12 protein-coding genes are annotated in these 13,458 nt (G+C 74.3%); 4 read left to right on the top strand and 8 right to left on the bottom strand.

The window, feature by feature from the left end:
- Positions 1 to 2: 2 nt before the first annotated feature.
- On the top strand, positions 3 to 431 hold the full coding sequence (locus BIV23_RS34050; protein WP_071384840.1) for an acyl-CoA thioesterase: 429 nt from the start codon (positions 3 to 5) through the stop codon (positions 429 to 431).
- Positions 428 to 1,105, top strand: a complete 678-nt coding sequence (locus tag BIV23_RS34045; RefSeq protein ID WP_071384839.1) for a DUF8185 domain-containing protein — start codon at positions 428 to 430, stop codon at positions 1,103 to 1,105. Before BIV23_RS34050 ends, BIV23_RS34045 begins: the two co-directional genes overlap by 4 nt.
- Positions 1,106 to 1,124: 19 nt before the next feature.
- Here the strand turns inward: BIV23_RS34045 and BIV23_RS34040 are convergent, their stop codons facing one another.
- The gene (locus BIV23_RS34040; protein WP_071384838.1) at positions 1,125 to 1,529 is read right to left on the bottom strand and encodes a globin; all 405 of its coding nucleotides are present in this window, start codon (positions 1,527 to 1,529) and stop codon (positions 1,125 to 1,127) included.
- 79 nt (positions 1,530 to 1,608) lie between these two features.
- Between BIV23_RS34040 and BIV23_RS34035 the strand changes: the two genes are divergently transcribed.
- Complete coding sequence (locus BIV23_RS34035; RefSeq protein ID WP_071384837.1) at positions 1,609 to 2,586, top strand: methyltransferase domain-containing protein; 978 nt, start codon at positions 1,609 to 1,611, stop codon at positions 2,584 to 2,586.
- A 21-nt stretch (positions 2,587 to 2,607) separates the two neighbouring features.
- Here BIV23_RS34035 and BIV23_RS34030 read toward each other — a convergent pair whose 3' ends face one another.
- The 4 genes from BIV23_RS34030 to BIV23_RS34015 form a co-directional block, all read right to left on the bottom strand.
- Entirely contained in the window at positions 2,608 to 4,212 is a 1,605-nt protein-coding gene (locus BIV23_RS34030; RefSeq protein ID WP_071384836.1) for an FHA domain-containing protein, read from the bottom strand.
- A 68-nt stretch (positions 4,213 to 4,280) separates the two neighbouring features.
- A complete protein-coding gene (locus BIV23_RS34025; RefSeq protein WP_071384835.1) occupies positions 4,281 to 5,621 on the bottom strand; it encodes a vWA domain-containing protein in 1,341 nt (446 codons plus the stop codon).
- Between the two features lie 121 nt (positions 5,622 to 5,742).
- Positions 5,743 to 7,074 (bottom strand): PP2C family protein-serine/threonine phosphatase, encoded by a 1,332-nt coding sequence (locus tag BIV23_RS34020; protein WP_071384879.1) that lies wholly within the window; start codon positions 7,072 to 7,074, stop codon positions 5,743 to 5,745.
- 3 nt (positions 7,075 to 7,077) lie between these two features.
- Positions 7,078 to 9,183, bottom strand: coding sequence for a serine/threonine-protein kinase (locus BIV23_RS34015; protein WP_425443554.1), 2,106 nt, complete (start codon positions 9,181 to 9,183; stop codon positions 7,078 to 7,080).
- Here BIV23_RS34015 and BIV23_RS54120 point away from each other — a divergent pair.
- Positions 9,146 to 9,532 (top strand): hypothetical protein, encoded by a 387-nt coding sequence (locus BIV23_RS54120; RefSeq protein ID WP_425443553.1) that lies wholly within the window; start codon positions 9,146 to 9,148, stop codon positions 9,530 to 9,532. The genes BIV23_RS34015 and BIV23_RS54120 overlap by 38 nt on opposite strands.
- Before the next feature lie 19 nt (positions 9,533 to 9,551).
- On the opposite strand, the gene BIV23_RS34010 is transcribed toward BIV23_RS54120, so the two are convergent.
- From BIV23_RS34010 to BIV23_RS34000, 3 genes are read right to left on the bottom strand one after another with little or no spacing between them, the layout of a single operon-like run.
- A complete protein-coding gene (locus tag BIV23_RS34010; RefSeq protein WP_071384833.1) occupies positions 9,552 to 10,826 on the bottom strand; it encodes a coiled-coil domain-containing protein in 1,275 nt (424 codons plus the stop codon).
- Between the two features lie 52 nt (positions 10,827 to 10,878).
- Complete coding sequence (locus BIV23_RS34005) at positions 10,879 to 11,910, bottom strand: glutamate ABC transporter substrate-binding protein (RefSeq protein WP_071384832.1); 1,032 nt, start codon at positions 11,908 to 11,910, stop codon at positions 10,879 to 10,881.
- Positions 11,911 to 11,924: 14 nt separating this feature from the next.
- Positions 11,925 to 13,307, bottom strand: a complete 1,383-nt coding sequence (locus BIV23_RS34000) for a hypothetical protein (RefSeq protein WP_245790776.1) — start codon at positions 13,305 to 13,307, stop codon at positions 11,925 to 11,927.
- Between the last annotated feature and the right edge of the window lie 151 nt (positions 13,308 to 13,458).

Genomic DNA, 13,458 nt, shown 5'->3' with positions numbered 1-13,458 from the left:
TCGTGCGGCACATCTACCGCTGCCCGTTGCGCTGGTCTGACATGGACGCCTACGGCCATGTCAACAACGCCGTCTTCCTCCGCTATCTGGAGGAGGCCCGCATCGACTTCATGTCCCGCAGGGACGCCGAGTCGAAGGACGGGTCGGTGGTGGCACGCCATGAGATCGACTACCGCCGCCAGCTCGTCCACCGGCCCACGCCGGTGGACATCGAGCTGTGGGTCACGCACATCCGGGCCGCGTCCTTCACCGTCGCCTACGAGGTGAAGGACGCGGACACGGTCTACGTCCAGGCCTCGACCGTGATCGTCCCGTTCGACTTCGAGAACCAGGTTCCGCGCCGGATCACCCCGCAGGAGCGCGAGTTCCTGAAGAAGTACACGGACGACACGGACGAGACCGGTGATGGCGGGGAGGCCGTCGCGGCATGAACGTGCTGCACCTCGCCGACGAGACGGAGGCGGCGGACCTCGCCGCCTTCCTCTCCCGGCTGCTCCACTACGACCGTGGAGCCGCGGTGCGCCTCCAGGCGGCCGGCACGGCGCTCGCCGTCTTCGGCCGTCCGCCGTCCTTCGAGGTGCTGGCCGTGCGCGCGGTGCGGCTGGCGAAGCCGTACGAGGACGGGCTGGAGGTCACCCTCGACGTGACCGTCTCCGCCGGTGAGCTGCTGGAGTCCGTGGACGAGCGCGCGGCCACCGCCGCCGTACCGGCCGCGGTCACCGGTCCGCCGTGGGCCGGGGTGCTGCCGCCGCGCGGCGGCTGGCGGCCCGAGCCGGGGCTGCCCGCCCCGGACGCGCTGCGGGCCACCGTCGCCGCCGCGGTCGGCGAATTCCGCTCCCGTACCGAGGAGTTGGGGCCCGAGGGGCGTACCCGCGCGGAGCTGGACCGGATCGGGCGGGACATCTGGTCCCGGGAGATCGGCCCGGCCGGTCTCCCGGTGCGGGCCGTGCACGCCGCCCACTCCCTGGGCTTCCTGCGGCCGGGCACCGAGGCCGCCGACACCGGGCTGTTCTCGTCCGGGGCGTGGCTGCGGCTGCGTACGCCGTACGGCTCCGTCGCCGTCCGCAGGACCGGGCTCGGCCCGCTCGGCGTCAGCGTCCGCTGAACCCACGCGATCAGCGGGCTCAGTCCGGGGTGTTGACCATGGACTGGGCGGCGTACGTCAGGTAGTTCCACAGCGTCCGCTCGTGCTCCTCGGACAGCCCGAGCTCGTCGACGGCCACCCTCATGTGCCGCAGCCACGCGTCGTGCGCCGCGCGGTCCACCTGGAACGGCGCGTGGCGCATGCGCAGCCGGGGGTGGCCGCGGTTCTCGCTGTACGTCGTGGGGCCGCCCCAGTACTGCATCAGGAACAGCGTGAGCCGCTCCTCGGCGGGGCCCAGGTCCTCCTCCGGGTACATCGCCCGGAGCTGCGGGTCCTCGGCGACTCCCGCGTAGAAACGGTGGACGAGCCGACGGAAGGTCTCCTCCCCGCCGACCTGCTCGTAGAAGGTCTGCTCCTGAAGCGTGCCGCGCCGAATCTCATTCACCCGTACATCGTCTCAGACCCGGTGACCGAGGACTCAAGGCTTAGGACCGCCCCGGGCATTCCACACCTACTGTGGTCGCATGGGCGCGTACGACACCGAGACCGCCGCTCCGGCCGCCGCCGCGCGGGCCGCGCTGGTGCGGGAGATCGACGCCGACGGGGCCTTCGCCGAGGACCCGGTGTGGCGGGCGGCGTTCGCCGCCGTGCCCCGGCATCTGTTCGTGCCGTACTACTACGTCGCCGGACGCGGCGGTCACCGGCGCCGCTGGGGCGAGAGCCCCGATCCGCGGGCCCGCGAGGAGTGGCTGCGCGGCGTCTACGCGGACGCCCCGCTCGCCACCCGGCTCCGCGACGGCGAACTGGTCTCCTCCAGCAGCCGGCCCTCCCTGATGGCCCGGATGCTGGCCGCGCTGCGCGTCGTGGACGGGAACCGGGTGCTGGAGGTGGGCGCCGGCACGGGGTACAACGCGGCCCTGCTGGCCCACCGGCTCGGCGACGACGACCTCGTCACCACCATCGACCTGGAACCGGAGATCGCCGAGTCGGCCCGCCGGCATCTGGCGGCGGCCGGGCACCGTCCGTTCGTCGCCACCGGCGACGGCGCGCGCGGCGTACCCGAACGCGCCCCCTTCGACCGGATCATCGCCACCTGCGCGCTGCCCACGATCCCGCGCGCCTGGCTCGCCCAGTGCCGTCCCGGGGCCCGTGTCCTGACCCCGCTGGCCACCGGACTGCTGATGCTCACGGTCCGGGACCGCACCCACGCCGAGGGCCGTTTCCTGCCGTCGGCCGCCTTCTTCGTACCGCTGCGCGGCGAGCGGTGGGCACGGCCGCGGGGGGCATCGCTCGCCGGGCTGCCGGGCCGGGTCCGCGAGCAGGACACGTTCCGCTTCCTGCTCGCCCTGACCCGGTGCGTCCTGGAGCCGCGGGAGGCCTGCGCGCTGTGGGAGCGCGAGGGCATGCCGGGGCGTGAGCGCTACGGCGTCACGGTCGGCGCCGAGCGCGCCTGGGCGTGGCTGGACGACCCGCGGGGGCCGTACGGCTGGCCCCTGCCGTGACGCGGGCCGGCTGCGCCCGGCTCAGCCGCGGCGGACGGTGATCGTCGTCCAGGCGCCCACGTGCACCCGGTCGCCGTCCTGCAACGGGACCGGCACGAACGGCTGGATCGGTTCCTCGGAGAGGTTGACCGTGGTGCCGTTCGTCGAGTTCTGGTCGACGACCGCCCAGGTGCCGTCCGGCTGCTGCACCAGTACCGCGTGCTGGTGCGAGACGCCCGGGTCCTCCGGGGGCACCGCGAGGTCGATGTCGGGGGTGTCGCCGGTGGAGTGCCGGCGGCGGCCGATGGTGACCTGGTTGCCGCTGAGCGTGCGCTGCTGCTCGGGCGAGTACGCGGGCAGGTTGAGCCCCGCGGCCTCGGGGCCCGAGCGCTGCATCATCGCCATGAAGTACTCGCGGTCCGGGCCGATGGTCGCCGTCCAGGTCGCCGGACCGGCGGGCGGCGGGAAGCCGGCGCCGGGCGCGGGCGGCTGGGTGCCGGGCTGCGGGTAGCCGTAGCCGCCGCCGGGGCCGCCCTGGGGACCGCCGGGCGCCGAGCCCTGTCCCGGCCCGCCCGGACCGGCGGACGAGGGCGGGGAGAGCACCCAGTCGTCCTCACCGCCGCCGAAGGAGGGGCCGCCGCCCGGGCCGCCGGCCGGGGGGCGGGTGGTCTCGCCGGGGAACGCGGGCGGCGCGGGCGGGCCGGACTGCTGGAACGCCTGCGGGGCCCCGCCGGGACCGGCGGGCGGGGTCGGACCGGGCGGCGGGGGCACCGGACGCGAGGGGTCGGCGCCGAAGCCCGAGGGGCCGGGCGCGCCCTGGGGGCCGCCGGGAGGAGTGGGGGCACCGGGAACGGAGGGACCACCGCCGAACGACGGCGCACCCGCAGGACCACCGGGGCCGCCGTGACCACTGGGGCCCTGACCCGGGCCGGCACCGAAGCCGGACGGGCCGGCGGGCCCGGGCACCTGACCGCCGCCGAAACCGGGAGCACCGGCCGGACCGGACGGACCCCCCGAGCCGCCGGGGCCGCTCTGGGGGCCGCCGTGACGCTGACCCGGCACCTGACCGGGACCGGCACCGAACCCGGGCGGACCGGACGGGGCGGCCGGACCGCCGGGGCCACCGGCACCCTGGCCCGGACCCTGGCTCTGGCCCGGAAGCTGCCCGCCGCCGAACGCGGGCGGGCCGGGCGGTGTGCGCTCGCCGCCGAACGGCGTCGGTCCCGACGGCTCGCTGCCGAACGACGGGATCGGCTCGGCGGGCCGGTTCACCTGCGAGGGCCGCGAGCCCTGGTACTCGTACCCGTCACCGCCGCCGTACGTCGCGCTCGGCGGCTCGAAGCGGGGCTGGGGCGGGCGCGGGGCGGCCGGGGTGTACGAGGTGGCCGTGTTGGTGAGGAAGTTCCACCGGCACTCCTCGCAGAAGGGCGCGCCGCCCTCGCGGGGTGTACGGCACTGCGGGCACAGCTCGGGCTCCGGGGCCGCCGGCCGGCCGCCGGCCGGGCCGCCCTGCGGCGGCGGGAAGCCGTAGCCGCCGGCGGGCGGCGGCGGGGGCGGGGGCGGAGGTACGGCACCGGCCATGCGGTGACCGCAGACCTCGCACCAGTCGTCGGAACCCGACTGGTGTCCGTTCGGGCAGGTCGGCATGTCGGCGCTTCCCCTTCTCCTACGTTTCCAGGGCTGTTTCCCTGACAGGTCTGACGGGTCTGACAGGGCTACTTCTTTACACGAACAGTCTTTGTGGACCGGGTTTCCAGAGTCATCTCGTCGGCCTCGGCAACCCTCGTCTTCAACCGCACAGTACCTGTCGCGGCGTCGACCACGTCCACCACCTTCGCAAGCAGTTTCGCAGTATCCGCGTTTCCGGAGACGCTGGCGAGCTGAACGGCACGTCCCAGTTTGGCCGTTGCGCCATCGAAATCGCCCGCTTTGCGGAGATCGAGACCCTTCTGGATGACGTGTGCCAGTTCGGCCTGCCCGGTGTAGTGGGCGACTTGGGGGTTGATCGAGGTGGAGGCCGCCATGTCGTCGGTCCACACGGCCCGTACGAGACCCTGTGCCCCGAGGTTCTGTGCCGAACTGTCCCCTTGTGGCGCGACCAGCGAGACCCGGGCGGCGAGCATCTCCTGGCCGAGGCCGGCCGCCGGGACCTCGACACACAGGTGGTAGTCGCGGGACTCGTCGCCCCAGGAGCCGGTCGGATAGTCCCCGGCGCGCGGGCCCGCCTCGGTGCGGCGGGCGGTCAAGTCCTCGACGGCGGGCGCGACTTGCTTGACGAACCGGATGGTCGTGCCGACCGGCGTCCACACCCGCAGGCAGACGTCGGCGACCTCCTTGCCCATCGCCGCCTCCATCATCCGCGTGAAGTCGGCGGTCAGGCCCGCCGGGTCGGCGACGATGTCGGCGCCGCCGAGGAGCGCGGAGGCGATCCCTGTGACTTCTTTCACTTCCCAGTCGGTGCCCACGCCCCGCGCGTCACAGGTGAACCGTCCGGCACAGGCCTCCAGGGTCGCCCGCAGGTCCTGCGGGGACTCGTGCTCGTTACGGCCGTCGGTGAGCAGGATGCCGTGCCGGATCGTGACGTCCGCCGAGTTCAGCAGCCGGTCGGCGAGCCGCAGCCAGCTGCCGATCGCCGTACCGCCGCCCGCGCTCAGCTTGCGCAGCGCCTGCTTGGCCTGCTCGCGGGTGGCGCGGTCGGCCACCGCGAGCCGCCCGCCGCCCGGATAGACCTCCTGCGCGACATGCGTGCCGCCGATCACCGCGAAGTGCGTGCCGTCGCGCAGGGTGTCGATCGCGGCGGCCGTGGCGTCGCGGGCGCCCCGCATCTTGGTCGGCGGATAGTCCATGGAGCCCGAGCAGTCGACCATGAGCGCCACGGCGGCGGACGGGCCGCCGCCTCGCGGGTACGCCGGGGCCGCGGCGCCGCCGACCGTGCCGCCGCCGGTCGCGGTCACGGTGACGATGGCGTTGACCTCGCGCCCGCCCTCCGGCAGGTACTCGTTCTGGTAGACGTCCATGGAGAACTGCGGCACGTTCGACTTCGAGAAATTGGCCATACGTACTCAAATCCCCCTTGAACGCCCTGCTGACGCAGGGCGATGGCTGTGAACGGGCCGGTCCCCTCCGGCCGGTCCCCTCCGGTCCGTGGCCCAGGCCGGTGGCCCCGGTCCCGCGGCCTCAGGCCGATCCTGCCCCCTGGGCCGGTGCCGGGAACGGTACGACGGCCACTGTTACGTTGTCGTGGCCCCCGCCGTCCAGCGCGTGGCCGACCAGTACCCGGGCGCTGTGCAGCGGGCGCTCGGCCGCGTCCGCGGGCACGGCCTCGGCCATCTCCCCGGCCGTCTCGGCGTAGTTCCACAGGCCGTCGGTGCACACGATGACGACACCGGGCCGGTCCGGCTTGAAGGACGCGGTGTGCGGCTCCAGCTCGTAGGCGTCAGCGCCGAGCCACCCGGTGATCGCGTGGGCGCGCTCGTCGGCGTACGCCTCGGCCTCGCTCATCAGCCCGGCGGCGACCATCTGCGCGGCCCAGGAGTCGTCCTCGGTGAGCCGGGCCGGGGGCGCGCTGCGGTCGTCCGGCACCCAGTAGGCGCGGCTGTCGCCGACCCAGCCGACCACCAGCAGCCCGGGGGTGACCACCGCGCCGACGATCGTGCAGGCGGGCGCGTTCTGGTGCGGGGCGTGCTCGCGGGCCGTGGCCGGTTCCTCGGCGAGCGCGTCGACGGCCTGCGCGGCCGCGACGATCGCCTCGTGCATGGCCGCCTGCGGATGCGTGCCGCGCGGCAGGGCGGCCAGCAGCAGGTCCCCGGCCGTCTCGGCGGCGGCCAGCGAGGCGTCGTCGGGGCGGGTGGCCGAGGAGACGCCGTCGCAGACGATCGCGACGCCGGCCGGGGTGCCGTCGGGCAGCGCGGTGCGGCCGACGGAGAAGGCGTCCTCGTTGCGGTGGTGGCGCAGACCGCGGTCGCTGACGGCGGCGATGGGGCCCGACTCCCGCTCCACGTGGTCGCGTTCGCGGGGCTGGGCGTGCCCGCAGTTCTCGCAGTAGCCGTCGCTGTCCACCCGGCCCGCCCGGCAGGCCACGCACACCTGCGCGGGCTCCTCCTCCGGAGCGGCCTCGGCGGCCACGCGCGGGTCGGGCGCCTGCAACGGGTACTCCTCGGGCTCGGCGGGCCGGTCGAAGCGCACCCCGGAACCGGGCCGCGCCTCCTCGGCGCCGTGCTCGGGCAGGGGCGTGTCACCGGAGTCCGTGCCCGGCAGATCACTCGGCAGATGCACTGTGTCCGGGGCGCCGGCGCCCTCGGGCTCGGGGGCGGGCCAGTCGACACCGTCCCCCGCGTCTGTGCCGTGCTCGGCGGCGCCGGTCATGGCCAGCGTCGGCTGGTCCTGCGGCGGCGCCGGTACGACGGAGAGGTCGTACCCGCACGCTCCGCAGAAGTGGTCACCCGGCTCCACGGGCTCCGCGCAGCTCGGGCACTTCGACAGTGCGGCCTGCTGGGGCATCTGCGACATCAACTACACCCACGTCCGGGGGCGGTAACGGTTGGCCCGTTCCACCAGTTCGATCCTCTCCTCGCCGCCGGGCGCCAGCCGGGCCAGCGTGCGGTAGGCGCGCTCCAGGCCGAAGCGGAGGCCCCGCTCGTCCAGACCGCTGCCCAGCAGCACCCGCCCGCCGGCGGCCGGCACGGTGCCCTGGCCTCCGGAGAGTATCCAGTCCAGCGCCGAGCCGAGGACTTCCGCCGCCAACTGCTCGCGCCGCGCCGGATCCAGTCCGTACGCGTCGAGCGCCTCGACCTGCCCGGCGGCGGCGGTCAGGTCGTCCAGGAACGGTACGTCGCCCGCGCCCGCCGTGCGATGTCTGAGACGGGCCCGGACGGCGGCGACCCGGGCGGCCGTGAAGTGGATGGAGGACTCCGGGACCGACTCCAGGGTCCGCACGGCGCCGTGCCGGTCCCCGGCCGCGAGCCGCACCCGGGCGAGCCCGAAGGCGGCGCTGACGAAGCTCGGGTCGGTCGCCCACACCAGCCGGTAGTACTCGGCCGCGTTGTCCAGCTGGCCCAGCACCTCCGCGCACAGGCCGAGCGCCAGCTTCGGCGCGGCCTCGCCGGGGAAGGCGTCGTAGATCGCGTCGATGGCGAGCGCGGCGCCCTCGAAGTCGCCGGTGACCAGCGCGGCCAGCCCCCGGCACCAGACCACCCGCCAGTCGTCCGGCCGCTCCGCCTCGAGCTCCGTCAGACTCGTCAGCGCGCTGTGCCGCTCGCCGCTCTCCAGCAGCGCGCGGATCCGGCGCAGCCGGGTCTCCGCGGTCTGCGCCGGCGCCGTGTCGAGGGCGCCGAGCAGCTCGGCGGGCGCGGAGGTCATGAGGCCCGCCAGGAAACCGGCGTTGGGGTCGCCGGGATCGACCAGCGGCACCGGCAGCGCGAGCGCGCCGGCGGGGGTGTCGACGGGCTTCACCAGGGAGGCCGGGGGCAGCGCGGGGGCCGCGGGAGCGGCCCTGCGCACCTGCCGCGCGCCGAGCCGGGACACGTTCTCGTCCAGCCGGGGGAACAACTCCCGGTCCGTGACCTTCACTTCGGGCCCGAACAGGGTCGACAGCGCGGGCCGGGCCTGGCCGGTCTGGAGGGAGACGACCTCGCGCAGCACCCCGGTCAGCTGCTCGGCCATCTCCTGGGCGGAGCCGAAGCGGCGGGCCGGGTCGGGGTCGGTGGCGCGGACCAGGAGCCGGTAGAAGGACTCGTAGTGGCGGAAGACGTCGATGGTCTCCGGGTCGGGCAGGGAGTCGGCATAGACGTTCGTGTAGCCCTGGAAGTCGAAGGTGAGCACGGCGAGGGTGCGGCCGACCGTGTAGAGGTCGGAGGCGACCGACGGGCCGACCTCGGCGACCTCCGGCGCCTGGTAGCCGACCGTGCCGTAGATGGCCGACTCCTCGTCGTCCATCCTGCGCACCGCGCCCATGTCGATCAGCTTGAGCTGGTCCTCGGACTGGATGGCGTTGTCGACCTTGAAGTCGCAGTAGAGGAGGTGGCGGCTGTGCAGATGGCCGAGGGCTTCGAGGGCCTCGATGCCGTAGGCGCAGGCCTGCTCCACCGGCAGCGGGTCGCGGCGGCCCTCCGGGGTGCGGCGGGCGTTGGCGATCTCCTTCAGGGACTTGCCGCCGACGTACTCCATGACGATGTAGCCGTCGAGGGAGCCGGTGCGCTGGTCGAGGTGCTCGACGAAGTTGTAGATCCGCACGATGTTGGCGTGCTCGATCTCCGCGAGGAAGCGCCGCTCGGAGATCGCCGCCGCCATCGCGTCCTGGTCGCCGGTGTCCAGCAGGCCCTTGAGCACCACCCAGCGGTCGGACACCGCCCGGTCCACGGCGAGGTAGATCCAGCCGAGCCCGCCGTGCGCGAGACAGCCCGCGACCTCGTACTGGCCGTGCACCACGTCCCCGGCCTTCAGCTTCGGCACGAAGGAGTACGGGTGCCCGCACTTGGTGCAGAAACCTTCCGTGCGGCCCGGCCGATCGCCCCGGGCCCGCCCGACCGGCACCCCGCAGTCCGCCCGCGAGCAGAACCGCTTGCGCTCGGGCACCTCCGGGTTGTCCAGCACCATCGCGCGCGGGTCGGGGCGCGGCACCTGCGGCACGCTGACCAGCCCGGCGCCCAGGCGCCCGCGCGTCGGCGTCCCCGACGCGGAACCGGAGCTGCGCACCGACACCGAGCGGCCGGTGGAGCGGCCCGACGAGGACCGCGACAGCCGCCCGGACACCGAGCGGCGCGACCTCGACGACCGGGACGAGCGGGACGACCGGGACGACTGGGACGACGAGCGCGAACTGCCGCTGTCCACCGCGCCCTTGGTGACCCCGGTGGGCGTCGAGCCGACCATGCCGCGCGCGGAGACGACGGGCGCGAGCCCGCACGTGTCGCAGTACAGCTCGCCGCCGCCGACGTCGTCGTACGACCCCTCGCAGCCCGGCCGCTGACAGCTCTGCCCCGGCTGACTCATGACTGGTCCCCCTCACGGTCCTGCGGCGCGCCCGGCCCGCCCAGCAGATCGGCGGCCAGCCGCTGGTAGCGCAGCACGGCCTGTTCGGCGACCCGCAGATCGCAGGGCGCGCTCCACAGCATGCGGCGGGCCGCGTCGTACCGCTCGATCAGGAACGGGTCCTCGGCCAGCCCGTGCCGGGCCACCTTCGCCCGGTAGGCGTCGAGCCGGCCGCGCAGCTCGGCGCGGACCGCGAGCGGCGCGGTGACCGCCGTCAACGACTCGCGGGCGCGCAGCAGTTCGTCCTCGGCCTTCTCCTCCAGCGACTCCAGCAGCGGAGAGAGCCGGTGCCACTGCGCCTGCCTGCGGTACTCGGCGGCCGCCGCCAGCTGCTCCTGCAGCACCGTCGGCGGGCCGCTGACCACCGGCACCTCGGTCGCCGCGATCTTCGCCAGCACCTCGCCGCGCGCCGTACGGGCCTCGGCGAGCGTGCGGTCGGCGCGCGAGAGCACGTCCCGCAGCCGGATCAGCCGCTGCTCGGCGTCCTGCCGGACCGTCAGCACGGCGTCGATCTCCCGGCGCACGTCCTCCAGGGCGCGCGCCTCACGGTCGTACACCGTGGTGTCCGGACGGCCGCCGCCGGGCGCGGAACTGCCCTCGGTCGGCAGCCAGAACGCGAGCGGGTCGGAGACGACGTCCTCGCGCAGCTTCGTCAGTATGCGGGTGATCCGCTCCAGGTCGTCGCCCGCCGGATGCTCGCCCGGGCGCACGCCGACGGAGTGCGCGAGCTCGCGGGTGCGCCGGAGCTCGGCGGCGAGTAAATCGATCCGGGCGGGCAGCGCCGACCACACCGCGTCGGCGGCGACGACCAGGTCCAGGCTCGTCGCGTACAGCTCGTTCATCCGGTCCACCAGGGCGGCCAGCGAGAAGGACTCGCTCAGCGTTTTCTCCCCGGCGACCGTCACGCCCTCGCCGCGCAGCAGTTCGGTCAGCTCGGCCAGGTCCTCCCGGCTGGACCAGCGGCGCCGTCCGCGGATGTCGTGGGCGGAGCGCAGCGCGGCCGCGTAGGCGTCGAAGTACGTCCACAGCCGGGTGATCCGGTCCTCGGCGCCCTGCCAGCGCTCCTTCGTGACACCGGTCAGCTCGGCGCCCTCGAGGAGTCTGCGGCCCGCGTGGTCCTGCAGGGCCAGCAGCGAGGTCTCGATCGCCTCGTGCTCCTGGCCGAGCCGCGCCAGCGCACGGTCCACCTCGTCCCGGTCCATCACCGGCCCGGCGGGGTCCGTGACGCCCATCGATCACCTCTCGCTGCTGTGGGGTCCAAGTCGGGTAGGGGGTCGAACAGGGTCAACCGGTGCGCAGGTAGCGCGGTGCGGGCGGTTTCGACGCCGTCGAGTCCTTACCCAGTGTCGCCGACAGCCAGGTGTCGTACGAGTTCTGCCAGCCGTTCGCGCGGTAGTCCACGAGCACGCGGTTGACCCGGCGCACCAGATCGACCGCGTCCTTCTTCATCGCCACTCCGTAGTACTCGGTCGTGAACGGCGCACCCTTGAGCTCGACGGTCGGGTCCTGCGCGGCCTGGCTGGCGGCGAGGGCGCCGTCGGTCACCACCGCGTCCGCCTCGCCCAGTTGCAGCCGGACCAGGCAGTCCAGCTGGTTGGGGACGGTGGCGGAGATGTCGGTGGAGGCGGGCAGGGCGCCGGACTTCCTGTCGTCGGTCAGCTTGGTGTACGCCGTCGAACCCGACGCCGTGCACACCCTCTTGTGGGCCAGGGAGGAGTTGTAGCCGGTGATGGACGACGACTTGGGCGCGAGGACCTGCTGGCCGGTCTTGAAGTAGGGCGCGGAGAACGCGACCTGGCCCAGCCGCTCGCAGGTGATCGTCATGGTGCGCACGACCATGTCGACCCGCCCGTCCTGGATCGCGGAGATCCGCTGGTTGGTCGGGATCGCCTTGAACTGCACCGCGTCCGGGTCGCCGAGGATGTCCTGCGCGATCCGGTGCACCAGGTCGATGTCGAAGCCCTCCAGCTCCGCGCCCTCGGTGTTCGGGTTGCGGTAGCCCCAGCGGTAGCTGTTCTGGTCGACGCCGACGATCAGCTTGCGCCGCTCGCCGGTACGGGCCTTGATCGCGTCGATCGTCGGCCCGTCCGCGCCGGACGGCGACAGGGTCTGGTCCTGCGCCCCGGAGTCCTCGCACGACCCGGCGCGGGCCTGGATGCCGTGGGCCACGGACGGGCCGCCCGGCTGCGCCCGCTGAGGCGCCCGCTGGGTGCACGGCAGCAGCAGGACGAAGCCCAGCGCCAGCGCGCACAGCACCGCCATCGCGCCGACCCCGCCCCAGCCCCGCAGGGCGGCCCGTACACGGCTCGCGTACATCGTCCCGCCCCCTGTCACCGGTACTCCGAGAGTCTGCGCCCGATGCCGGCCACCGCACCGGCCGCGCCGATCAGCGCGAGGACGGCCGCGCCCGCCGACAGTGGAGTCAGGGCGTCCTGGCCGTCGGTGGCGGCCCGCTGGAACTCGCCCTGCTCGTGGTCGATGGCCCGGGCGAGCGAGGTGTCGACGCCGTCGAAGCACTCGCCGGTGGTGCCCTTGGCGCCGATGACCTTGTCCAGCGCCTGCTGGTAGTTGCCGTTCTCGTCGTCGTCGCGGACCGCGCCGTGGCGCTGCTTCCACACCGCCATGTTGCTCTCGGCCGTCTTCACCGGGGCGCTGCCGCCCTGGTCGTCGGCGAGCTGCGCCGCCCGGGTCAGGCCCTTGCCGAGGGAGGCCATGTCCTTGTCGAAGTCGTAGTAGTAGGTGTCGTACTGCTGTCCGTCCACCGTGAGGGTGTCGGCGCCGCGCGCCACCAGGCTCAGGTTCTCGTTGCCGCGCGCCTTCAGGGAGGCGATCCGGGCGTCGTGCAGCACGGTCAGCGAGCGGATCCCGTGGTCGTACGAGCCGTTCAGCTCGGCGCGGGCCACCGCGTGCCCGACGACCAGCCACAGCAGGGCGACCGTGGTGGCGGCGGAGGCGGCGACCAGGCCGTGGTTGAGGACGCGGTTGGTGCGCCGGTAGGTGCGGTGCTGGGCCCAGCCGAGCCCGGCCAGGGCGAGCACGCCGAGCCCGATCGCGAGCCAGGGGTACGGCGTCGCGTCGCCGTAGTCGGCGTCGAGCCGGGCGTTCTCGGTGGTGTAGAGGTCCTCCGCCGCCGGGAGCATCTCCTGCTGCATCTTCTCGTTGGCGTAGCGCAGGTACGCGCCGCCGACCGGATAGCCCTGCCGGTTGTAGGTCCGGGCCCGTTCCACGAGCCCCTTGTACTCGGGCAGCAGACCGTTCAGCTTGGCGATCGTGGCCTCGGAGGCCGAGCCGGGCTCGGCGTTCGCGGCGGCCGTGACCAGGCCCTTCGCGGCCGTGCTGATGTCGTTCTCGTACCGCGTGCGGGACTGCGGCGTCTCCTGACCGCCCGCCAGGAACCCGCTGGAGGCGGCGGTGTTGGCGTCGGCGAGCGACCGGTAGATGTCCGCCGCGCCCGAGCTGAGCGGCTGGCTGCGGTGCAGCACGTCGTGGGCGGCGGCCGAGCGCGCGTCGGCCTGCCAGGCGGCGCTCGCCCCGAACGCCACGACCAGCAGCGCCAGTACGGCCCCGATGATCCGCAGCCGGCCCGGCTCGGTGGTGGCCGCGGCGCGCACCCGGTCGACCCCCTCGGCGAAGGCGGTGCGCCGGGCGGGCGCGTCGGGTACGGACGCGGGCCGGCCGGGCTGCGGGGGAACGCCCGGGGCGGCGGCGGGCATGCCGGGGCCCACCGGTGGCGGCGCCGTGCTGCTTCTCGGCGGGTGTGTCACTCGACCTCCCCCAGGGTCCTTCGTCGCCGCCCAGTATCGCGGCACGCACCGGCATCCGCACCGGCCTTCACTGGATCTTGATCGGATCGCAGTGTGCCCC

This window comes from Streptomyces monashensis, assembly GCF_001866665.1.
GTDB lineage: Bacteria > Actinomycetota > Actinomycetes > Streptomycetales > Streptomycetaceae > Streptomyces > Streptomyces monashensis.
This window is presented reverse-complemented; position numbering and strand designations above follow the sequence as displayed.